Annotated in this window: 16 protein-coding genes and 2 pseudogenes; 9 read left to right on the forward strand and 9 right to left on the reverse strand. The window is 73.5% G+C overall.

Features of this window, described 5'->3' with window-relative positions; translation table 11 throughout:
- The 3 genes and pseudogenes from BGM09_RS05405 to BGM09_RS05415 all read right to left on the reverse strand — a co-directional run.
- Window positions 1-845: pseudogene (locus BGM09_RS05405) on the reverse strand (hypothetical protein); the annotation flags it as partial.
- Window positions 836-2062 carry a hypothetical protein gene (locus tag BGM09_RS05410; protein WP_317452543.1) on the reverse strand — a complete coding sequence of 409 codons (1227 nt, stop codon included), beginning with the start codon at window positions 2060-2062 and terminating at the stop codon, window positions 836-838. The gene BGM09_RS05410 and the pseudogene BGM09_RS05405, both read right to left, overlap by 10 nt.
- Window positions 2063-2083: 21 nt before the next feature.
- Window positions 2084-3184 carry a phosphatase PAP2 family protein gene (locus BGM09_RS05415; RefSeq protein ID WP_188280255.1) on the reverse strand — a complete coding sequence of 367 codons (1101 nt, stop codon included), beginning with the start codon at window positions 3182-3184 and terminating at the stop codon, window positions 2084-2086.
- A 335-nt stretch (window positions 3185-3519) separates the two neighbouring features.
- Here BGM09_RS05415 and BGM09_RS05420 point away from each other — a divergent pair, with 335 nt between their 5' ends.
- Window positions 3520-4209 (forward strand): TetR/AcrR family transcriptional regulator, encoded by a 690-nt coding sequence (locus BGM09_RS05420; protein ID WP_188280256.1) that lies wholly within the window; start codon window positions 3520-3522, stop codon window positions 4207-4209.
- Window positions 4210-4330: 121 nt separating this feature from the next.
- Complete coding sequence (locus BGM09_RS05425) at window positions 4331-4924, forward strand: histidine phosphatase family protein (RefSeq protein WP_188280257.1); 594 nt, start codon at window positions 4331-4333, stop codon at window positions 4922-4924.
- A gap of 192 nt (window positions 4925-5116) precedes the next feature.
- Here the strand turns inward: BGM09_RS05425 and BGM09_RS05430 are convergent, their stop codons facing one another.
- The 3 genes from BGM09_RS05430 to BGM09_RS05440 all read right to left on the reverse strand — a co-directional run bounded on the left by BGM09_RS05430 (window position 5117) and on the right by BGM09_RS05440 (window position 9294).
- Window positions 5117-6409, reverse strand: coding sequence for an alpha/beta fold hydrolase (locus BGM09_RS05430; protein WP_188280258.1), 1293 nt, complete (start codon window positions 6407-6409; stop codon window positions 5117-5119).
- Window positions 6410-6601: 192 nt separating this feature from the next.
- A complete protein-coding gene (locus tag BGM09_RS05435; protein ID WP_317452544.1) occupies window positions 6602-7246 on the reverse strand; it encodes a response regulator transcription factor in 645 nt (214 codons plus the stop codon).
- Window positions 7243-9294, reverse strand: coding sequence for a histidine kinase (locus BGM09_RS05440; RefSeq protein ID WP_188280259.1), 2052 nt, complete (start codon window positions 9292-9294; stop codon window positions 7243-7245). Before BGM09_RS05440 ends, BGM09_RS05435 begins: the two co-directional genes overlap by 4 nt.
- A gap of 1206 nt (window positions 9295-10500) precedes the next feature.
- On the opposite strand from BGM09_RS05440, the gene BGM09_RS05445 reads away from it, so the two are divergent.
- Window positions 10501-11421, forward strand: coding sequence for a metalloregulator ArsR/SmtB family transcription factor (locus BGM09_RS05445; protein ID WP_188280260.1), 921 nt, complete (start codon window positions 10501-10503; stop codon window positions 11419-11421).
- Window positions 11418-12020 (forward strand): dihydrofolate reductase family protein, encoded by a 603-nt coding sequence (locus tag BGM09_RS05450; protein ID WP_188280261.1) that lies wholly within the window; start codon window positions 11418-11420, stop codon window positions 12018-12020. Before BGM09_RS05445 ends, BGM09_RS05450 begins: the two co-directional genes overlap by 4 nt.
- Window positions 12021-12031: 11 nt before the next feature.
- Here BGM09_RS05450 and BGM09_RS05455 read toward each other — a convergent pair whose 3' ends face one another.
- Window positions 12032-13429, reverse strand: coding sequence for a tetratricopeptide repeat protein (locus BGM09_RS05455; RefSeq protein ID WP_188280262.1), 1398 nt, complete (start codon window positions 13427-13429; stop codon window positions 12032-12034).
- Between the two features lie 222 nt (window positions 13430-13651).
- Here BGM09_RS05455 and BGM09_RS05460 point away from each other — a divergent pair.
- Both BGM09_RS05460 and BGM09_RS05465 read left to right on the forward strand, forming a co-directional pair.
- Window positions 13652-14044: pseudogene (locus BGM09_RS05460) on the forward strand (hypothetical protein); the annotation flags it as partial.
- Between the two features lie 154 nt (window positions 14045-14198).
- Window positions 14199-15068 (forward strand): spermidine synthase, encoded by an 870-nt coding sequence (locus BGM09_RS05465; RefSeq protein ID WP_188280263.1) that lies wholly within the window; start codon window positions 14199-14201, stop codon window positions 15066-15068.
- A 67-nt stretch (window positions 15069-15135) separates the two neighbouring features.
- Here BGM09_RS05465 and BGM09_RS05470 read toward each other — a convergent pair whose 3' ends face one another.
- Entirely contained in the window at window positions 15136-15690 is a 555-nt protein-coding gene (locus BGM09_RS05470; protein ID WP_188280264.1) for a hypothetical protein, read from the reverse strand.
- 164 nt (window positions 15691-15854) lie between these two features.
- Between BGM09_RS05470 and BGM09_RS05475 the strand changes: the two genes are divergently transcribed.
- The 3 genes from BGM09_RS05475 (at window position 15855) to BGM09_RS05485 (ending at window position 19609) form a co-directional block, all read left to right on the forward strand.
- Entirely contained in the window at window positions 15855-16592 is a 738-nt protein-coding gene (locus BGM09_RS05475; RefSeq protein WP_188280265.1) for a response regulator transcription factor, read from the forward strand.
- Window positions 16589-17962: a sensor histidine kinase gene (locus BGM09_RS05480; RefSeq protein ID WP_188280266.1), complete on the forward strand. Its 1374-nt coding sequence runs from the start codon at window positions 16589-16591 to the stop codon at window positions 17960-17962. Before BGM09_RS05475 ends, BGM09_RS05480 begins: the two co-directional genes overlap by 4 nt.
- Before the next feature lie 192 nt (window positions 17963-18154).
- The gene (locus BGM09_RS05485; RefSeq protein WP_188280267.1) at window positions 18155-19609 is read left to right on the forward strand and encodes a cellulose binding domain-containing protein; all 1455 of its coding nucleotides are present in this window, start codon (window positions 18155-18157) and stop codon (window positions 19607-19609) included.
- Window positions 19610-19706: 97 nt separating this feature from the next.
- Here the strand turns inward: BGM09_RS05485 and BGM09_RS05490 are convergent, their stop codons facing one another.
- Window positions 19707-21362: a bifunctional aspartate transaminase/aspartate 4-decarboxylase gene (locus BGM09_RS05490; RefSeq protein ID WP_188280268.1), complete on the reverse strand. Its 1656-nt coding sequence runs from the start codon at window positions 21360-21362 to the stop codon at window positions 19707-19709.
- Window positions 21363-21416 lie beyond the last annotated feature (54 nt).

Raw genomic sequence — 21416 nt, forward strand, 5'->3', positions numbered from 1 at the left:
GCGGCGGCCCCGGCCGGGTCGGCCTCCGCCGCCGTACGCGCCGCGTCGTAGCGGGCCATCGCGGGAGCCAGCACACGGTTGTCGAAGACCGGGTCGGTCGCGGGACCCGCGGGCGGGCTCAGCAGCAGCCCGTCGGCGGCGCGGTCGGTCTGCGCGCGCTCGGCGGCGACCGCCCCGTCCAGCCCGTCCGGCGGGTCGATCCAGCCGAGCAGGCCGCCCAGGTGCTGGTCCTCCATCGAGCTCTGCCCGGTCGCCCAGTGCCGGGTCAGCAGCTCCGTCGCGGCCACCAGCAGCGCGCTGCCCGGCGTACGCGCCCGCTCCCCGTAATGCGTCAGCCAGCGGCCGAGCAGCGGCACCGGCACCGGGACGGGGTGCGGCGCGTCCGCGTCCTCGACGGTCCGCAGGAAGCGCGTGGACCGGCCGAGCAGGCGTACGTACTCCAGCGCCGCGCTGTTCGGCACCACGATCTGCGGCGCGTCCGAGCAGACTTCGGACGCTCCCCCAGCCCGGCGGCTGGGAGGTGCCCCCACGCGGTTGCGCGTGGCGGGCTCCACCTCCACGTCGTCCGCGTACGCGTCCATCAACGGCAGTACGGCGCCCGCGAGCCCGGCGAAGAAGCCGAAGCGCAGCTCCCGGTCCAGCGGCTGCGGCACCACCAGCAGCTCGGGCGCCGCCCGGTCGGTGCCGACCATCGCGCCCAGCGGCGCGCCCGCCTCACCGGCCGTCGTCAACGGCACCAGCACCAGCGGCCGTTCGGCCAGATGCCGGTGGCGTACGGTCGCCGCGGGTACGGCCCGGCCCGTCGCGACGGCCTCGGCCCGCGCGAGCGTGTTCATCAACGACATGCGGCACCGTCCCGTGCGGCGGCGTCGTCCGGTACGCCGCCCGGTACCCCGCCCGGTACGCCGTCCCGTCCGGCGGCCTGGGCGGGCAGCGCGGGGGGCTCCTCCCGGGCGGACAGCGCCTCGGCCCGCAAGGCCGCCGCCCGGCGCAGCGCCGCCACCGCCGGGTCGGCCGGGTCACCGGCCTCACCGTGCGCGGCCGACAGCACCGCCTCCACCGTCGTCAGGGTGCCCAGCTCGCCGCGCAGACCGCGGCCGAGGGACTCCACGCAGCCGTCCGCCCGCGACCGGTCACGGCAGTGGTACGCCAGCTCGCAGGCCGACAGGCACTCGGGTGCGTACGCGGCGGGCACGGCGTCCACGGCGGCGGTCAGGTCGATCCGCGGCCGGGTCGGCGTACTGCCGTCCGCGCCGTACCTCAGGTCGAAGGTGGTGCCCTCGGGGAGGGCCGCCGCGATCTCCTCGATCCGGGTCAGCCGGGTCAACTGCCGCCGGGTGACCGAGAGCTGCTTGCGCACGTCGACCCACTCGGCGGTCGGCAGATTCGAGAAGTCCTTCGGGCAGACCAGCAGGACGTCGGGCCGGGTCCGGCCGGCCGCCACCTCGTCGAGCGCGAGCACGTACACCGCGGACTGCCGGGCCGCCGCGCCGACCTTCAACGCGTCCGCGCCGCCGTCCAGGATCGGGAAGGACTTGATCTCCACCACCGTCCAGGACCCGTCGGGCCGCACCGCCACCGCGTCCGGCTCCAGATACGCCAGGGAGCCCGCGACCTCGAGTGCCAGCAGCGGGTGGTCGAGCAGCGTCCAGGAACCGGCCGGTGCCTCGGCGAGCGCCAGCCGCGTCCGGGCCGCCCGGCCCTCGGGCCCCGCCGCCGACAGATCGGGGACCTGAGCGGACTGCGGAATCCCCGCCGCCGTCTCCGCCGCGCCCAGCAGCCGCAGCAACTCGGCGCAGCCGTCCCGTTTGACGCGGGCCTCGAAGGCGTGGCCGCGCGAGAAGGCGAAGCGGGACTGGCCGAACCGGGCGGGCGCGCCCAGCACTTCGGCGACCGCGCCCTTGTCGACCCCGGCGGCGTCCAGCAGCGCGCGGCGGCGGCAGCCGGGGTTGGCGGCCAGCGCGGCCAGCGCGCGTGCGTCGAGCGGCCGTGGCGCGGTGTCGGGGCCGCGCAGCGCGGCCAGCCGTTCCCGCAGCGAGTGGTGGTGGTGCGTAGTGCTCACCCGCGAAAGTGTGGCACCCGGCTACGACATCCGGCTCTGTCCGGCGTGTTCGCCCGCCGCCCGCGGGTCGTCGGCATCATCCGGCCCGTCCGCGCCGGGCGGTACGGAGACGGTCCGCGGCTTCGGTACGGAGGCGCCGCCGCCGGGCGTCGGGATGCTCGCGGCGACACCGCTGACGCCGGTGCCATGCGCGCCGGGGGAGACCTGCGTGCCGTTGGAGACCTGTTTGCCGTTGGATACCTGCGCGGTGTGGGCGACGTGCGCGGTGTGGGTCACGTGCGCGGCGACCACCGCGGACGACGAACCGGAAACCGGCTCCGACCCCTCGGCCGTCGGCCTGCCCACGGCTTCCTTCACGCGCGCCAGCAGCCGGTCGGCGACCCGCAGCGCGGGCTTCGCCAGCAGATAGCCCAGGCCCATCACGGCGACACCGGCCACCGCGTCCAGCAGATAGTGGTTGGCGGTGCCCATCACGACACACGCCGTCGTCATCGGGTAGAGCACGCCCAGGGTGCGCACCACCCTGTTCCGCCCGTAGCGCCACAGGATGATCCCGCACCACAGCGACCAGCCCACGTGGAGGCTGGGCATCGCCGCGTACTGGTTGGTGAGATGTCCCATACCGCGCGGCGCGCTCGCGTCGGTGCCCCACCAGCCGTAGGAGCCGTACTGCGCCATCGTGTCGATGAAGCCGTGCCCGCCGCCGATCAGCCGCGGCGGCGCGGTGGGCGCCACGGTGAAGCCGACCAGACCGATCAGCGTCGAGATCATCAGCCACGTACGCGCCATCCGGTAGTGCGTGGGGCGGCGGCGCCACAGCCAGACCAGGATGCTCGGCGTGACCACATAGTGCAGCGACGCGTACGCGAAGTCCGCGGGCACGCCCAGGAAGGCGTGCTGGGTGAAGAGCTTGTTGAACCAGCGCTCCGGATCGATGTGCAGGAGCTGCTCGAGGTGCAGGATGTCCGCGCCGTGTTCGACGGCGTCGTCCACATCCCCCCTGACCAGCAGGCGGGCGCCGGAGTAGAGCCCGTAAATCACCGCGATGAGCGGCAGCTCTGTCCACCAGCGCAGCTTGCCCCGGTAGGCGGCGGCGCGCGGCGCGGTGGCGGTGATCGTCATGCGGGCGTCTCTCCAGGTTCTCCGAAGGCCGCGGGCGGGCGGTCATGGTCGTGGCGCGTACCCTCTACCGTACGACGTACGCTAAACGCCACGTACACCGGCCCAGAACTACGGAAGAAACTCCGACATCGTACGGTGTTCAACGTTCCGTAGCAGGGGTATGTGCAGTCGAGGACGCCCGGTCCGCTCTCCGGGTTGCCTTCCTCGGCGTATTCCTCGACGTGTTGGCGACGTTTTGACCTCGGCGTACCTCATCGATCGAGGCACTCAAGCACAACTGATGTGCGACTGAAGTACGAGTAAGTACGACTAAGTACGAGAAACAAGAGAATCGGATGTCCGTCACCCAGCCGGTCCGCTCCCCACGGCGCCGCGCTCCCCGCAACTCGCTCAACCCCGACCGTATCCTCGACGCCGCGATCACCCTCCTCGACCGCGACGGCGCCGAGGCGTTCACCATGCGCGCGCTCGCCCAGGAACTCGGCGTCGGCACCATGGCGGTCTACTCCCACTTCCGCGGCAAGGACGAGATCAGCGACGCCGTGGCACAGCGTCTGATGGACACGATAGAGCTTCCGCCCACCGGCACGGGCGATCCGCGAGGTGAGCTGCGGGAGGTCTGCCGCGGCGTCTACGGGCTCTTCACCGAGCACCCCTCCGCGCTCCAGCTCCTCACCATCAGGCCGCTGCGCGGCGACGACGCCATAGCCGTCATCGACCGCATGCTCGAACTGCTCAGGCGCGCCGGACTCGGCCGCGCCGACGCCGCGCACGCCCACGTGGCCCTCATGCAGTACACCGTCGGCTCCGCCCTGTGGAACACGCGGCGGGCCCGCGCCCTGTGCGAGGACGGGGTACGCGACCGGGTCCGCGCCAAGATCGACGCCCTGCCGCCCGACGTCTACCCCGCCCTCGTCAGCCTCGCGCCCGAACTCCTCTGCGCCCAGGACCAGGGGTCCGCGCAGTACGAATTCGGCCTCGAAGGACTGCTGGAAGGGCTGCTCGGCGGCGGCCAGGGGCTCTGAGGGCGCGGACGGCCGGGCCCGCGCGCGGCCCTCGTGCGGCCTGTGCGCGGCCCGTGCGCGAGGAGACGGCGGGGCCGTGCGCGATGATGGGGGGCCCGCTTCCTAGGAAAGGCACCGCCGCATGGCTCCGCGCATTCTTCTGGTCAGACACGGCCAGACGGAATGGTCCCTGTCCGGGCGGCACACCGGCCGCACCGACATCCCCCTCACCGAGGAGGGGCGGCGCACCGCGCGAATCCTCGGGGAGCGGCTCGCGCGCGGGCCCTGGAACGGACTTCCCGACGTCGAGGTCCGCACGAGTCCGCTGCTGCGGGCCGCCGAGACCTGTGACCTCACCGGGTTCGGCGGCGCCGCCAAGGAGTGGGACGCGCTGGTCGAATGGGACTACGGCGACTACGAGGGCCTGACGCCCGCCCAGCTCCAGGGCCTGCGGCCCGGCTTCACCATCTGGCGCGACGGCGTGCCGGGCGGTGAGGCGCTGGCCGAGGTCGCCGCGCGCGCCGACCAGGTCGTCTCCTGGGCGCGGTCCGCCGAGCGCGACGTCCTCGTCTTCGCCCACGGGCACTTCCTGCGCGTCCTCGGGGCCCGCTGGCTCGGCCTCGACCCGTCCTTCGCCGGCGCCCTCCGCCTCGACCCCGCCTCCCTGTCCATCCTCGGCTGGGCCTACGGCGCGCCGGCGATCGAACGCTGGAACGACACGGGTCACTTGGCGTGAGGCCCTGGCTCTTTCGGGTGCCGTTCGGGTGCCGTTCGGGCGGGGGTCGGTGCCGGGCCGGGGTACCTCCTCGAAATCCGTATCACCTGGTCACGCGTATCCGGTGACCTTCCTGTCAACGTATTTCTGCGGGGGCACCCCAGCCCGTCCCCTCCCCTCCCCTCCCCTCCCCTCCCCTCCCCCTTCCTCGGCTCAGGAGGCGGGTGTCGGCAGGGGGCGGTTCAGGAGGAAGGACCGGAGGAGGGCGGTGTAGAGGGCGGGCTGGTCGTGGGAGATGGCGTGGCCCGCGTCCTTGACGCGCACGATGCGGGAGTCCGGGAGGGTCTGCCGGTACTCCTCGGTCACGGCGGGCTTGATGAAGTCGCAGCTTCCCCGCATGACCAGGGAGGGAACGTGGATGGCGCGCAGCTTGGGGCGCGGGTCGGGGAGCTGTTCAAAGTCCTTGACGGTCATCTGGTTGCTGTAGAAGCCCTGGGGGTTGGCGTGCGCCTCCGAGGCCGCGGCGTCCGCGCAGGAGGCGGTGTCCTTGCCGAGCAGGGCCACCTCGTGCATCCAGTGGTCGAGTTCGCCGTCGCCCACCAGGGCGTGCGCGGCGCGCGCGTTGATCTGGAGCAGCAGGCTGGCGGCGATCAGCCGCGGCTTGCTGTCGAGCCGGTCACGGGCCGCCCGCTGGGCCGGTGTCAGGTGGTCCCAGGGGTCTCCCGCCGCGGAGCCGGGGAATTCGTGGCCCCACAGCGCGCCGGGCGAGGTGAACACGGCCTTGGCGACGTGCGTGCCGTGCGCCAGCAGGTACTGGGCGGCCAGCGAACCGCCCCACGACTGGCCGACGACGATGATCCGGTCCGCCCCGATCGTGCGGCGGATCGCGTCGAGGTCCGCGACCTGGCGCGCCACCGTGTACTGGGTGATGTCGGAGAGCCGGGTGGAGCGTCCGGCGCCCACCTGGTCGTACGCGTAGACGTCGAAGCCGTCCGCGGCCAGTTCCCGGCCGCCGGTGGGGATGCCCTCGGACGGGGTGCCGGGGCCGCCGTGCAGGAAGACGACCGGGGCCGGCCTCGGAGTGCCGACGGCGGGAGCGTGCACATAGGCGATGCGTGAGCCGGTCGGCAGATTCCAGAATCCGACGTCCGCCGGGACCGGGGCCGGGGCGGAGGTCGGCATCGGGCGGAAGACCGTACCGGCGGCGAGCGCGCAGACGCCGAGGAGCAGGACGCCGGTGAGGACGCAGGTCGCCCGCAGGCCGCCCTTGCCGAGCAGGGCGAACGCTCCTCGGCCGAGCGCCGCGGCCGTCCCCGCGGCGACCAGCAGGCCGCACAGGGCGAGCAGGGACACGTTCGCGGTCGCGAACGCCGCCGCGAAGAAACCTGCCGTCGCGGTGACGGGCGTCAGCGCCACCGTGACGACGAGGAGGACGCCGCCGAATATGCGGCGCGCGAGCGGGGGAAGAGGGGGGAGCGGGGGAAGCGGGGGAGGTCTCAGTGCCATGCCGCCGAGGCTAGGTACGCGCGGGTCACCCGGTCGTCGTGCGCCCGGACGACCGGCACGCGGCGAAATCCGCAGGTCGGCGGGGTGCCGACCCCCGCCGCACGGCGGGGGTCCCGGCCGCGGACTCAGGCGGCTCCGGGGCGGATCAGGCCCTCGTACGCGGCCGGGGGCTGCGGGCCGCGGACTGTGGGTTTAGCCGGTTCCGGGGCGGATCAGGCCCGTCTCGTACGCGGCGATCGTCGCCTGGACCCGGTCGCGTACGCCCAGTTTGCCGAGGACCACGGCGACGTGGTCCTTGACGGTAGCCGGGCTGATGCCCAGTACGGCGGCGATCTCGGCGTTGGCCAGGCCGCGCGCGACGTGCCGCAGGACCTCGGTCTCGCGCGGGGTGAGCCGCGCCAGCCGCGCCGGGTCGGTTGGGACGGGCCCGGCGGCGTACCGCTCGATCAGCCGTCCGGTCACCGCGGGGTCGAGCAGGGCGGCTCCGCCGGCCACCACCCGTACGGCGTCCACGACCCGTTCCGGCTCGGCGTCCTTGAGCAGGAAGCCGACGGCCCCGGCGCGCAGCGCGGCGAACACGTACTCGTCGAGGTCGAAGCTGGTGAGCACGATGACGCGGGTGGCGGGGGCGCCCGCGACGATCCGGGCGGTGGCCGCGAGACCGCCGGTGCCGGGCATCCTGATGTCCATCAGCGCGATGTCCGGGCGCAGTTCGAGGGCGAGCGCCACCGCCGACTCCCCGTCGTCGGCCTGGCCGACGACCGACAGGCCGGGCTCCGCGTCGACGATCGCCGCGATGCCCGCGCGGACGACCGCCTGGTCGTCGGCGACCGTCACCCTGATCGTGATGGGAACACCTCCGGCAGCCACACGCGCACCGCGTCGTCGTCGGTCCTGGTGAGCGTACCGCCGACCGCGTCGGCCACCGCACGTACCCGACGCAGGGCGCCGGAGCCGCCGGGCGGCGGCGCGGTGAGTTCGACCCCTGAGTCCAGGCGCAGCACGGTGAGCGTGACGCCCTCGGTGAGCAGCAGCGCCGCGACCCGGTACGCGGCCACCCCCACGACGACGGTCACTGCCCGGTGCGGCCCCCGGTAGCGGACGGTCGCGCCGTACCGGCCCGCCAGCGCGGCGATCCCCGCCACCGTGGGCGGCGGAGCGCTCACGCCGTCCCGGCCGCGCAGGTCACGCAGGAGTTCGCGGAGCGCGCCCAGGGCCGCGCGCGCCTCGTCGAGCACGGCGTCGAGCCGTCCCGCGTCGGCCGCGTCCGCCACATTCGCCGCGTATTGCCGGGCGGTACGCAGCAGGCCCGCCGCGATCAGGCGGCGCTGGTCGCGTACGGCGGCGTCGGCGTCCCGTTCGAGCCGCTCCCGCCCCCGCGCTGCCACCGCCCCGCGCCGCTCCCGCCGCCGGGCGGTGGCCAGACCCAGCCACCACAGCGCGAACGACGGCACCGCCAGCAGCCCGGTCAGCGCCGCCCAGGCCGCCGCCCTGCTTCCGGTGATGCCGTCGGCGCTGGCCAGCGCGAGCCCCCCGGTCACGGCCACCGCCACCGGCGCCATCAGCCCGCGCCGCACCGCCAGATACGCGCCCGCGCTGAAGACGAACGTCAGCTCGACCCACCAATAGACCAGGAAAATGTCACTGACCGGCGGCCGGGTCCACCCGGCCCTGTCGCACCCCCACCACAGCACCAGCGCCGACAGCGCCGCCACCAGCCCCGCCCCCGGCGCCCGCGACCGCCACCCCAACGGCACCGCGTGCAGCCCGGACAGCACCACCACCGGCACGCTCGGCAGCAGCCCGCGAAACGAGTCGGGCACATCGTCCGACAACAGGCTCGCGCCGAGCGACAGCGCGACGGCCAGGACGACCAGTGCCCAGTCGAGCGCGGTGGGTCCCCGCCACAGGGGGCGGCGGCGGAGGCCGGGTGTGCGGCCGGGCGTGCGGCCGGGCGTGCGGCCGGGCGTGCGGCCGGGCGTCCGGCCAGACGCGGCGTGTACGACCGGGAGTTCGGCCCGGACCGTCCAGCCGGGGCCGTCCGGGCCGTAACTGAGCGCGCCCCCGGCGGCGGCCACGGTCGTACGCAGCCCGGCCAGGCCGTGGCCCGTGCCGAGGCGGGGTTCGAGCGCCGTGCCGCCGCTGTCGCCGACCGTCACCGTGACCAGGCCGGGGGCGGCCTCGACGGCGATACGGATCGCCGAACCGCGGGCGTAGCGGGCCGCGTTGGTCAGGGACTCGCGCACGACGCGGTACGCGAGGGCGGCGGTCGGCGCGGGGACCGCCGGGGCGGTGCACTCGTAATGGGCGCGGGACTCGGCGGCGAGGGCGGCTATGGCGTCGAGGTCCGCCGCTCTTTCGTCCTGTCTTTCGTCCGCTCTTTCGTCCTCGTGGTCGGTGAGGACGTCGAGTTCGGCGATCGCCTGGCGGGCGGCGGCGCCCGCGTGACGCAGTGCGGCGGCCGTGCGCTCGGGGTCGGCGAGGCGGTGCGCCGCCGCGGCGGAGACGACGATCGCCGTCAGGCACTGGGCGGCCACGTCGTGCAGCTCGACCGCGAGGCGGTCGCGTTCCGCGAGGGCCGCGAAGCGGGGGATCTGGGGTGCGCCGGTACGGTACGCGGCCAGGGCCGAACGCTCGGCGCGCTTGCGTTTCCTCGACCGGCCCAGGACCCACGTGACGGCCGCGGCGCCCGCCGCCACGAGGGCGGTGCCCGCGACGTTCCACGGCCTCAGCCCGGCCGCGGCGGCGGTGGCGGCGGTTATCGCGACGGCGAGGGCCGCGCCGGTGGCGGCGAGGCCGGCGGTGCGGCGGAGGGTGAGCAGGTACAGGGTCAGCAGCAGCGCCGCGGTGGACGCGGCGACGCCTCCGACGGTTTCACCGCCCACCGCTCCTCACCCCCTTCCCGCACCCTAACGAACCCGCCTCCGGCTCTCGTTGTCTTGTCTTTCCCGCCCGCCCACCCGTGCGGGTGTGTTGTTCGTCTGCGGGTGCCGCTTGTGCCTGGTCGGTGCCGGTCCGGGGTACCTCCTCGAAATGCGGCTGCCTGCTCTTTGCTGATTCGGCACCCTTCCTGTCACCGCATTTCTGCGGGGGCACCCCGGCCCGTCCCCTTCCGGTACGTCGGCGTCCGCCTGTCCGCTGTGGCTGAGGGGGTGGGGGGTCTTCCGGCGAACCGTCCTGCGCCGGTGCCCCCTCCCGGTGTGGCGAAGACCTCGGGCCCTTCCCCAAGCACCCCACGAAGCCCCCGCCCCGCCACACTGCCAGCCCGCGCAGGTCCTCTCGGCCCTCACCCACTCCCTTTCGCCCACCCCGGCCGGACGTCGCGTGGCGCAGGTCCCGGTTCCTGGCACCCGTTTTCGCCCGCCCCAGCTGGACGATCGGGCGGCGCCGGGGCTCGGCCTCCCTCCCACCCCCTCCCGCCGCCCCCCACCGGACTGTCGGATGCCGATGTGCCTAAACCCGCCCACCCCCCCGCCCGAAGGCGCCCCGTCGGCCGCCCAAGACCCGGACCCCACCCACCCCCCTGCGCCACCTCGCCGAACGTCGGCCGCGCGGGACCCGCACCTCCCCCACCCCCCCTTTCGCCCACCCCGGCTGGACGGCCAGGTGGCGCAGCGGCCCAGCCCCCACCCCCCTCCGCCACCCACATGAACAGGCACCCGCCGCCGTACCCAAACCCACCCACCCCCCTCCCTGGCCACCCCGCCGGACAGGCACCCGCCGACGTACCCGAGCCCACCCACCCCCCTCCCGCCCACCCCCACCGGCAGGCGAACGCCGACGAGCTCACCCCCACGCACCCCCCTCCCCGGCCACCCCCACCGGGCAGGCGGACGCCGATGGACCCGGAGGGGACGGGGCGGGGTGCCCCCGCAGAAATACGTTGACAGGAAGGGTGCCGGATACGAGGGGCCAGGTGTTACGGATTTCGAGGAGGTATCCCGGGCCGGGACCGACCAGGCACGGGCGGCACCCGCAGACGGAAAAAGCACCCGCACGGGTGGGCGGGCGGGCGGGGAGGAGAAACACCACAGGAGGCGAGCGAGAGATATTCGTTGACACGAATATGCTTTGTGGGGAATACTCAAGACATGGACGCACTCCTCACCGCCTTGGCGGACCCGGCGCGGTGGCGCCTCGTGAGCCTGCTCGCAGAGCACCCCCGCTCAGTGGGCGTGCTCGCACAGCTCGCAGAGGCCCGCCAGCCGCAGACGACAAAGCACCTCCAGACGCTGGAACGCGCAGGCGTCGTGATGTCGCAGCGCTCCGGCCAGCGCCGGATATACGCGCTGCGCTCAGCCCCGCTCAGGGACCTGGCGGCGGCACTGAACCTGCTGGCGGACACGGCGAACGCGGCGAACACGGCGAACACGGCGAACACGGCGGAATGGGAGGTACAGGGCGGGACACGGGCGACGTACGACCGGTACGGCCTGAGCCTGAGGGCGGAGCGCATGGCGGCGGAGGGGGCCGGCTGGGCGGACGGAAGGACGTTCGGGTTCGAGCGTGCGCTGGCCGGCAGCCCCGAAGTGGTCTGGCGGCACCTGACGGACTCGGCACTGCTGGCGCAGTGGTGGGCACCGGAGGACCTCCGGGTCTCGGAGCTGGTGTTCGAGGCGCGGCAGGGCGGCCGGGTCGTCCTGGAGTACCGGGACGCCGAGGACGCCGACGGCTCCGACGGCGTGGTGGGCCGCGCGGAGGGCGCGGTCGACGACGTACGGCCGGGCGAGCGCCTCGCGTACCAGCTCTCACCGCTGCTGCCGGACGGCGCCACGGCGTTCACCTCGCACGTGACGCTCGACCTGCGCCCGACGCCCACCGGCACCCACCTCGACGTCGGCTACCGCATCAGCGACAGCACGATCGACTCGGCCGACTTCGTCGCGGGCATCGAGATCGGCTTCGGCCAGAGCCTCGACAAGCTCGCGGCGACACTCGCGGCGACCGCGCGGGACGCGGCGCCGCAGGACACCAACACATCGCGGGACAACGACACAAGGAGCACGAAATGACCGAGCAGACCGCAAGCCGCAGGGTCGTCACCAACATGAGCCTGTCCCTCGACGGGCACTACGCGGGTCCGGGCGACGCCCGGGACATGGGATGGGTGATGCCGTACGCGATCACCGACGTCGCGCGCGACCACCTCGCGAGCCTCTGGGGCTCCGCGACGACGGCTCTGCTCGGGCGGGTCAACGCTGAGGGATTCCTGGGCTTCTGGCCCACCGTCATCGGAATGGAGGGTGCGGACCCGCGTGACGAGGGTTTCGCGAAGTGGCTGGTGGACAACGAGAAGGTGGTCCTCTCGTCCACCCTCACGGAGTCCCCGTGGGAGCGGACGACGATCGTGGACAAGCCGACCGCCGAGGTGGTCGCGGACCTCAAGGAGACCGAGGGCGGCGACATCCTGGTGCTGTCCAGCGCGAGCGTGATCAAGGCGCTGCTCGCTGCCGACCAGGTCGACCGGCTGGCGCTCAACGTCTTCCCGGTCTTCCTCGGCGGCGGACCGCGCCTCTTCGAGGACGGGCTGCCGGCCGGGCAGTGGTCGCTGGTCAGCCAGGCGGCGGGCGAGCACGGGACGCTGTCCCTCGTCTACGACCGGGTCCGCTGAGGTGCCGCGTGCTACGCCACCAGCATCGCGCGGATGCGGGAGGAGCGGACCTGTCCGAGGAGGCGCAGCGCGCGCGAGCGCGCCGCCTGGGCCTCCTCGGGCCGGCCGGACGCGGCCAGATTGAGGGCGAGTTCGGCCTCGTACAGGGCGATGTTCCGGGTGAAGTGCGGGTCCTGGAGGCGGACGGCCTCGCGGGCGGCGGCAGCGGCGCGGGAGTGGGCGCCGAGGGCGGACCATGCCTGGGCGGCGAGGCCGGAGAGTTCGGCTTCGCCGAAGAAGGTCATCCAGGCGGGGTCGGCGTCGCGGGGGCCGGAGGCGAAGAGGGAGTGGGCGCGGGAGAGGGCGAGTTCGCAGCCGCGCCGGTCGCCGAGCCCGGCGCGTCCCCCGGCCTCGCGCAGGGCCAGCAGGGAGAGCAGCCGGGGGGAGCCGAAGAAGCGGGCGAGGAGCTGGGCGGCCTGGGCGGCGCGGACGGCCTCGCGGGGGCGCCCGGCGTCACGGGCGAGGAAGGCGGTGTTGCAGAAGGCGTGGGCCTCCAGTGCGGAGTCCCCGGCCATCCGGGCGGTGGCCAGCGCCTCGGCGTAGTACGAGCGGGCCTCGGTGAGCCGCCCGGAGTCGTGGGCCAACCAGCCGACGGAGATGGCCAGTTCACCGGCGCCGGAGGCGAGCCCGGCGGCGACGGCGGGCCCGTGGCTGCTCTCGTCGAGGAGCCGGTAGGCGGTGCGCAGGGCGTCTCCGGCGTCGGTGTAGAGGCCGTCGGCGCCGTGCCGGTCGTCGTGCAGCCGGATCTGCCGGACGGACTCGTGGACGGCGCGTACCTCGGAGGACCCGGCGCGGCCGGTCGTACGGCCTCGGTCCCGGCCGCCCTGCGCGGGCACCAGCGTGCTGGCGAGGGCGGCGGAGCCGCCGGTCATGAATGCGCGACGCAGCACGTCGCTCTCCTCGTACGTCGGATCGGGAGGGCCGGCGGAACCAGCGGGGACAGAAGGGCCGGTGGGGACAGAAGGGCCGGTGGGGACAGAAGGGCCGGTGGGGGAGGGCAGGACGGAGAGGGCGGGCGGACCGGCGGTGCCGGACTCGGGGGAGCGGCGGGCGCGGCCCCGTACCGCCCGGCGGGGCGCGAAGCCCATGTCCGCCGAGGTCAGGTCGGGGAACATATGGCGGAAGACCCGCTGGTAGGCGTAGTTGGGGCAGCGGATCTCCCCGCTCTCCAGCCGCCCGATGTACCGCGCGTCGCAGCTCACGTGCTCGCCGATCCCGCGGGCGGCGCGCCGTACCGCCGCCGCGAATTCGCCCGGCGACCGGTCGCCGCGCAACTGGCGGAAGGCGGTGTTGGGCGTGTACGGGGAAGCGGACGCGGCGGCGGACGACCCGGTGGCGCGGGGGAGAGGGGACAGGGGGAACGACGTCATGACGGACTCCCGGACGGACGGTGCCGCTCGGCGGCGGGGACGACCGTACCGGGGAATCGGGCCTGCGAAATACTCAATTTGCCTACAAAACGGATATCTCACGCGCTATCCGCCATGAAACGCCACCCCTTACGGCGTCATTCACGCGTAGCCGTTGACGCCGGGGCGCGTTGATACGGGTGTGGTGCCGATCCCATCGTGAGCGTGAGGAGAGTTGCCTTGTTGGACACCAGCGGGTCACACACGTCGGGTCCGAGCACGGAGAGCAGCCAGCTGCCGCCGCCGTGCGACCTGGTCACCGTGCCGACCAGGCAGGGTCTCGAAGCGGTCGACATCCTGCGGCTGAGCAGCGGAGTCGGTCCCGTACTGCACGACAACTCGGGGCACAGCCTCGGCTTCCTCGTCCCGCCCGGCACCGCGGACTGCTGGGACGTCCCCGGCAGCTCGTGTACCCGTACCGACGGCCGCGGTCTGGTCATCGGTGACGAGCCGCCCGTCGAGGACACCGGCTGGCTGGTGCCGCCGCACACCGACACGGTCGTCACCGACCCGGCCGTACTGCGCGCGGCCCTCGGCATGGCGGCCCGCACCATCGAGCTGGCCGACGGCTTCCGCCCGTCCACGGACCACCACCGCCCGGCCGAGTCGGCCCTGCGGACCGCGGACGCGACCCCGGGGTACCGGTAGACCTGCCCCTGCCAGGCCCCTCGGCCCTCCGGCCTCCCGCCCCTGCCCCGCCCGATCGTCGGCCGTCCCCGATAATCGGGGGATGGCAGGCAAGCGGCAGAGCGGTGGCAGGGCGCGTACCCCGGACACGGTCGAGGCTGAGGTGGGCGGCGGACTCGCCGCGCTCGTGCCCGACCGGGCGCGCCCCGGCGGCTGGACACTGCTGATCGACGGCGCCCCGCAGTCGCATGTGGACCTCGCGGACCCCGCGCACCTGGACTTCTCCTACCAGCGCAGGCTCGGCCACCTGATCGACCTGGCCGCGCCGCCCGGCCGCCCGTTGCAGGTCCTGCACCTGGGCGGCGGCGCCCTGACGCTGGCCCGCTACACCGCGCACACCCGGCCGCGCTCCACCCAGCAGGTCGTGGAACTGGACACCGCGCTGGTCGAGTTGGTCCGCGCCGAACTGCCCTGGGACCGCGGCTGGCGGATCAAGGTACGCGGCGGCGACGCCCGCGCGGGCCTGGCCAAACTGCCCGACGGCTGGGCCGACCTGGTCATCGCCGACGTCTTCGGCGGCGCCCGCACCCCCGCCCACCTCACCAGCGCCGAATTCCTCACCGAGGTCCGCCGGGTGCTGCGGCCCGACGGGCACTACGCCGCCAACCTCGCCGACGGCGGGCGGCTGGACTTCCTGCGCGCGCAGATCGCCACCGTACGGGCGGCCTTCGCCGAGGTGTGTCTGGCCGCCGACCCCGCCGTGCTGCGCGGCAAGAGATTCGGCAATCTCATCCTCTACGCCGCCGACCACCCCCTGCCGGTCGCCGAACTGACCCGCAGGGTCGCCACCGACCCGCACCCCGGCCGGGTCGAACACGGCCGCGAGCTGGCGGACTTCGCGGGCGGCGCGCCTGTCGTCACGGACGCCACGGCCGCCGACTCCCCGGCGCCACCGCCCGACGCCTTCACGTAAGCCCGCGGCCTGCTCCGTACCGGCGCGCCCCGTACCCGCGGCCTGCTCCGTAACGGCAGGCCGGGCGTCAGTCCTCGAAGGCCTGGACCGTCGGCGCGTGGCCGTTCCAGGTGCAGAAGACGGAGGACGAGCCGCTGCCGGAGGTCTCGGTGAAGGTCACCCGCAGCCAGCCGTCCTGCGTCCAGACCTGCATCTGCCAGCCCGGATTGGGCGTCGCGGAGACCAGCGACGCCGAGTCGGGGCCCAGGTCGAGGGCGACCCGGCCGCCGTCCACGGTGTAGCTGTGCACATGGCCGGTGTCGCCGCTCGCCGGAGCGGTCGCCTTCGGCGTGCCCGGGGGCGTCTTCGGCGGCACCTTGGCCTTGCCGGTGACCGGAGGCGGGGTCGTCGCCCTGGTGTGCGTGGCGGTCGGCGTGGCGGTGGGCGTCGCGGGCGGCGTCGGCTTCGGGCGGTGCGTGGAGGACACGACCGGCGGGTCCCCGTCCGAGATCGGCAGGGCGCGCGGCGGGTCGTACGCCGTACGCAGCACCGAGTGCACGCCGAACCACGACAAGGTCACGGCCGCCGCGGTCGCCAGCGCCCAGGCGCCGACATGGAACAGTCCTCTGTGCACGCGCGCCATACTGCCGCACCCGCCCGCCGCCCGGAACACGTACCGCCCGCGCGACCGTCCGCCCCGCCGCGCGTCCGATGCGCCCTGTACGCACCCCGATACGCACCCCGTACGCGCCTCGGATCGTCGGGCGGGCCGGTGCCCGGTCCCCCGGATGGGCTAGGTTGCGGCGCATGGCAAGTGTGCTCGTGGTCGAGGACGACCAGTTCGTACGGTCCGCCCTCATTCGGCACCTCACCGAGGCGTCCCACACGGTACGCAGCGTGGGGACGGCGCTTGAGGCGTTGCGGGAGGTCGCGCAGGTCGGCTTCGACGTGGTCATCCTCGACCTCGGCCTGCCCGACCTCGACGGCTCCGAGGCGCTGAAGATGCTGCGCGGCCTCAGCGACGTACCGGTGATCATCGCGACCGCGCGGGACGACGAGGCCGAGGTCGTACGGCTGCTCAACGCCGGGGCCGACGACTACCTGATCAAGCCGTTCTCCGTCGAGCACCTGTCGGCCCGGCTCTCCGCCGTACTGCGGCGCGCCCGCAGCCGGTCCGCCGCGCCCACCGCGGACGCCCTGATCCACGTCGGCGGCCTGCACATCGACGTACGCCGCCGCCAGGCGGTCCTGGACGGCGCCGTCCTCGACCTGACCCGCCGCGAATTCGACCTGCTGGCCTTCCTCGCCGCCCGGCCCGGCGTCGTCGTCGCCCGCCGCGAACTGCTCGCCGAGGTCTGGCAGCAGTCGTACGGCGACGACCAGACCATCGACGTCCACCTGTCGTGGCTGCGCCGCAAGCTCGGCGAGACCGCGGCCAGCCCGCGCTATCTGCACACCCTGCGCGGCGTCGGCGTCAAACTCGAACCGCCCGCCGCCCTGCCGCCCACCGCGATACCGCCCGCCCCCGCGGTGCCGCCGTCATGAGATGGGCGCTGATCAAGGTGAGTCTGGCGGTGACGGCGATGGTCGTCATCGCCTTCGCCGTACCGCTCGGTCTGGTCGTCAAGGAACTGGCCCGCGACCGCGCGCTCACCAACGCCGAACGCCAGGCCGCCGCGATCGGGCCCGCTCTGGCCATCACCACCGACCGGGGCGAGCTGGAACGCGCCATCGCCAGCACCCAGGCGGGCGCCGAGTCCCGGATCGCGCTGCGCATACCCGCCACCGCGCAGTCAGCGGCCGTCGGCATCGGCACCCCGCACGCCACCGACGCCGCGCTGCACACCGCCTCGGCGTACGGCGAGGCCGCGACCGTACGCGTCCCCGGCGGATACGCGCTGCTCCAGCCGACCGCCGTCAGCTCGGGGACGGTCGCGGTCGTCGAGGTGTTCGTGCCCGACGACGACATCAACCGCGGTGTCCCCACCGCCTGGCTGGTGCTGGCCGCCGTCGGGATCGGTCTGATCGTCGGCTCGGTCGCCATCGCCGACCGGCTCGGCACCCGCATGGTCCGCCCCGCCGCCCGGCTCGCGGGCGCCGCGCAGCGCCTCGGCGAAGGCGACCTGGCGGTACGGGTTCCCGAGGCCGGTCCCAGCGAACTGCGGTCCGCCGCGGTCGCGTTCAACGCCATGGCCGACCAGGTGGTCGAACTCCTCGCCAGCGAAAGGGAGTTGGCCGCCGACCTTTCGCACCGGCTGCGCACCCCGCTCACTGTGCTGCGGCTCAACACCGCGTCCCTCGGCGAAGGCCCGGCCGCCGACCAGACCCGCGCGGCCGTCGCCCAGCTCGAACGCGAGGTCGACCAGATCATCCGCGCCGCCCGCGAACAGCGCGGCGCCCACACCGCGACCGGCGCCGCCGGGTGCGACGCCGCCGAGGTCATCCGCGAACGGATGGCCTTCTGGTCCGCTCTCGCCGAGGACGAGGGCCGCGAGGTCCGCTCCGCGGGGGCCGACCGACCGGTACGGGTCCCCGTCGCCCGCGCCGAACTGGCCGCCGCCCTCGACGCCATGCTCGGCAACGTCTTCCGCCACACCCCGGAGGGCACCGCCTTCGCCGTCGACGTCCACCGCGGCGACGACGCCGTCATCGTCCTCGTCTCCGACGCGGGACCCGGCCTCGCCGACCCCGCCGCCGCGCTGCGCCGCGGCCACGGCGACGGCGGCCAGGGCTCCACCGGCCTCGGCCTCGACATCGTCCGCCGCGTCGCCGAATCCACCGGCGGTGACCTCGCCGTCGGCCGCAGCGTCCTCGGCGGCGCCGAGATCCGCCTCTGGCTCGCCCTCTCCCCCCACACCTCCACCCCCCACCCCACCGCCACCCACCGCCGCGCGACCCTCAAGCGCCACCGCTGACCGGGCCCGGCGCGCCGCACCTTTAACGGCTCCCTTGCGCTGGCTTAAGCGCGCCATAAGAACCCCGTCCGCGCCCCGGACCAGCCAATTTGTCCGTTCTGGACGCGCTAGCGTGCCAACGCGTCCCCCTCTCCCCAACCCCGCCGTCCCCCCTCTCCCCAACCCCCCAACCCCCAAGAGGCAGGCCCGAACATGGCAACAACGCACCGCCGTCGCCCCAGCCGGAAGGTCCAACTGATAGGCGGCCTCACCGCCGTCGCCGCCGTAGCCGGAGGCGCCTTCGCACTGGCGGGGTCGGCGAGTGCCGCGTCGGTCGGGGCGGTGTACTCCAAGACCAGCGGGTGGGACGGCGGTTACACCGGCCAGTACGAGATCACGAACTCCGCGAGCGGCGCCCTCACCGGCTGGACGCTGAAGTTCGACCTGCCCGCGGGAACGAAGATCAGCTCGCTGTGGAACGGCAGTTACCAGGTGTCGGGCCAGACGGTCACCGTCACCGCGGAGAGCTGGAACGGCACGATCGCCCCCGGCGGCAAAGTCGACGTCGGCTTCGTGACGAGCGCGTCCGGCGCGGCGGGCGACCCCGTCAACTGCCTGATCAACAACGCGAAGTGCTCGGTCTCCGACGGCCCCACTCAGACCCCGACGGGCCACCCGACGCAGACCGCGACCCCCACGCAGAAGCCCACGCAGACCCCGACGCCCACCGCCACCCCCACCTCGGGCGGCGGCGGAGGCGGCGGCACCACCGCGTCCAGCGGATTCGCCCCGTACGTCGACACCTCCCTCTACCCGGCGTACGACCTCGTCGCCGCGTCGAAGGCGAACGGCGTCAAGGAGTTCAACCTGGCCTTCCTTGTGTCCGGCGGCGGCTGCGTCCCGAAGTGGGGCGGCGTCACCGACCTGGGCAGTGACGCGGTGGCCGCGCAGATCGGCGCGCTGCGGGCGGCCGGCGGCGACGTACGCGTCTCCTTCGGCGGCGCCAACGGTACGGAGCTGGCCTCGGCGTGCTCCTCGGCGTCGGACCTGGCGGCGGCGTACGGCAAGGCCGTTGACCAGTTCAAGCTCACGAAGGTCGACTTCGACGTGGAGGGCGGCGCGCTGCCGGACACCGCGGCCAACACCCGGCGCGCGCAGGCCATCGCCCAACTCCAGAAGAGCCACAGCGGACTTGAGGTCTCGTACACGCTGCCCGCGATGCCGACAGGGCTCACGCAGGACGGCATCAACCTGCTGAGCAACGCCAAGACCAACGGGGTGGACATCCACGCCGTCAACATCATGGCGATGGACTACGGCTCCTCGTTCAGCGGTGACATGGGCCAGTACGCGATCGACGGCGCGACCGCCACGCAGGCGCAGGTCAAGAGCGTGCTCGGGATCTCCGACGCCGCCGCGTGGAAGAAGATCGCGGTGACGCCGATGATCGGCGTCAACGACGTCGCCACGGAGACCTTCACCGTTCAGGACGCCACGCAGTTGGTGACCTTCGCCAAGTCCAAGGGCCTGGCGTGGCTGTCGATGTGGTCCGCGACCCGCGACAAGCAGTGCGCGGGCGGCGCGCAGAGCTGGGCCGACGCCTCGTGCAGCTCGATCGTGCAGAGCGCGGGCGCCTTCTCCAAGGCGTTCGCCGCGTACACCGGCTGACGGTCCCCGTACGCGACACCCCGCAGCCGTACGGCCGCTCCTCTCCTACCCCCACGGGAGAGGAACGGCCGTACGTGCGAAGCCGCCTGATGTGACGTCAGGCCGTCTGTTCCTGCCACTCCGCGTGGTAGGCGTTGAAGATCTCGCGCAGGTGGTGCCCGATCTTCAGATAGTCGAGGTCGTCCAGATTGGCGAGCGAGACGCGTACCGACCACTGCGGGCCGTCGAAGCCGCCGCCGTTGAGCAGCACCACCGAGGTCTGCTCGGCGAGCCGGAACAGCGGGTCGACCGGCTCGTAGGTGGCCTCCAGATAGTCCGCGAAGGCCCTGCCGTGGGTGCGCTCCGCCTCGGCGAGCAGGTCGAGTTCGATGTAGTAGCCCGCCCGCTCCGGGTCCTCGGCGATCTTCATCCGGGCGCCTTCGAGCAGCAGATCGAGCCGCTGTCGCACGATCGCCCGGATGCGGCGCTTGTACGCCTGGCCCTCCTCCAGCATGTCGAAGAGCGAGAAGAGCGTCATCATCGCCTGCTGCGGCAGCGACAGACCCGCGGTGTGGTTCAGCGCCACCTGGCGGGAGTCGGCGACCAGCCGGTCGATGAAGCGGATACCGCCGGGGTCGAGGCTGAGCGTCCCGTACCGCGCGGCCAGCCGGTCCTTCTCCGCCCCGGGGAGCGCGGCGATCATCTCGTCGATCACATTGTCGTCGTGCAGGGCGATGACGCCGAGCCGCCAGCCGGTGCAGCCGTAGTGCTTGGAGTAGGAGTAGACCAGCAGGGTGTTGCGCGGCACTTCGGCGGCGATCGAGCGGAAGCCTTCCACGAAGGTGCCGTAGACGTCGTCGGTGACGATCAGCAGACCGGGGTTGCTGGTCGCGACGATCTCGCGGATCTGTGTCACCACCCGCTCGCTGAGCGCCAGCGACGGCGGATTGCTCGGGTTGACAAGGCAGACCAGTTTGACGTCGGGGTCGGCCAGCTTGGCGACCTCCTCGGGGGGATAGCGCCATTCGCGTACGCCGGTGCCGGCGAAGAGGTCGGCCTCCACCAGCACGACCTCGAAGCCGTACGTGTCCAGTTCGGGGATCTCGATGTACGGGGTGAACACCGGCACCATCAGGGCGATCTTGTCGCCCTTGTGCAGCAGGCCGTTCTTCATCAGCGAGTCGAAGATGTAGCACATCGCGGCGGTGCCGCCCTCGGTGGCGAACAGGCGCAGATCGCCCGCGCCCTGCGGCGGCCTGCCCGCGAACATCTCGTCACCGAGGTAGCCGCGCACGATCCGCTCGGCGTGGGTCAGCATCCGGTCGGGGACGGGATAGTTGTCGCCGATGGAGGCGTCGGCCAGTTCGTGCAGGAACGCGTCCCGGTCGAACCCGAAGCGCTGGAGGGCGTGCTGGACGCAGGCGCCGAGCATGTCGATGCCGGGCAGGTCCGGGTGCTGCCGGACGAAGGCGTCGAAGCGGCCGCCGATGCCCTGCTTCTCCGGCATGCCGCCGAGGTTGTCGGCCGTCCACACCCGACGGGATTCGGAGAGCGCGAAGTGGCCGAGGGCGAGATACGCCTCGCGGGGGCCGGTGGCGATCCAGTTGGGGTTGCCACGGCCCGCGTTGAGCATCGCGCGGGCGGTGGTCTCCTTCTGCCCCGGCTTGTCCTCCTGCTCGCTCTGCGCGATCTCGATGAATTTGTCCTTCAGCTCGAACGGGCTGAGCTGCGCGAAGGACTGGATCTCGGCGCGGGTGAACCGGGTTTTGGGCACGGCATGCTCCCTCACGGATGTCAGTGGGTCTCGGTGGGCGTCATGGGTCTCAGC

Origin of the sequence: Streptomyces sp. CBMA29 (assembly GCF_014596445.1) — a bacterium.
In the GTDB taxonomy this organism is placed as follows: domain Bacteria; phylum Actinomycetota; class Actinomycetes; order Streptomycetales; family Streptomycetaceae; genus Actinacidiphila.

What these genes read in the sequence shown, in the direction of transcription:
- BGM09_RS05415 (WP_188280255.1), bottom strand. Translation starts at nt 3,184, where the DNA reads ATGACGATCACCGCCACCGCGCCGCGCGCCGCCGCCTACCGGGGCAAG.
- BGM09_RS05420 (WP_188280256.1), top strand. Translation starts at nt 3,520, where the DNA reads ATGTCCGTCACCCAGCCGGTCCGCTCCCCACGGCGCCGCGCTCCCCGC.
- BGM09_RS05425 (WP_188280257.1), top strand. Translation starts at nt 4,331, where the DNA reads ATGGCTCCGCGCATTCTTCTGGTCAGACACGGCCAGACGGAATGGTCC.
- BGM09_RS05430 (WP_188280258.1), bottom strand. Translation starts at nt 6,409, where the DNA reads ATGGCACTGAGACCTCCCCCGCTTCCCCCGCTCCCCCCTCTTCCCCCG.
- BGM09_RS05445 (WP_188280260.1), top strand. Translation starts at nt 10,501, where the DNA reads ATGGACGCACTCCTCACCGCCTTGGCGGACCCGGCGCGGTGGCGCCTC.
- BGM09_RS05450 (WP_188280261.1), top strand. Translation starts at nt 11,418, where the DNA reads ATGACCGAGCAGACCGCAAGCCGCAGGGTCGTCACCAACATGAGCCTG.
- BGM09_RS05455 (WP_188280262.1), bottom strand. Translation starts at nt 13,429, where the DNA reads ATGACGTCGTTCCCCCTGTCCCCTCTCCCCCGCGCCACCGGGTCGTCC.
- BGM09_RS05465 (WP_188280263.1), top strand. Translation starts at nt 14,199, where the DNA reads ATGGCAGGCAAGCGGCAGAGCGGTGGCAGGGCGCGTACCCCGGACACG.
- BGM09_RS05470 (WP_188280264.1), bottom strand. Translation starts at nt 15,690, where the DNA reads ATGGCGCGCGTGCACAGAGGACTGTTCCATGTCGGCGCCTGGGCGCTG.
- BGM09_RS05475 (WP_188280265.1), top strand. Translation starts at nt 15,855, where the DNA reads ATGGCAAGTGTGCTCGTGGTCGAGGACGACCAGTTCGTACGGTCCGCC.
- BGM09_RS05480 (WP_188280266.1), top strand. Translation starts at nt 16,589, where the DNA reads ATGAGATGGGCGCTGATCAAGGTGAGTCTGGCGGTGACGGCGATGGTC.
- BGM09_RS05485 (WP_188280267.1), top strand. Translation starts at nt 18,155, where the DNA reads ATGGCAACAACGCACCGCCGTCGCCCCAGCCGGAAGGTCCAACTGATA.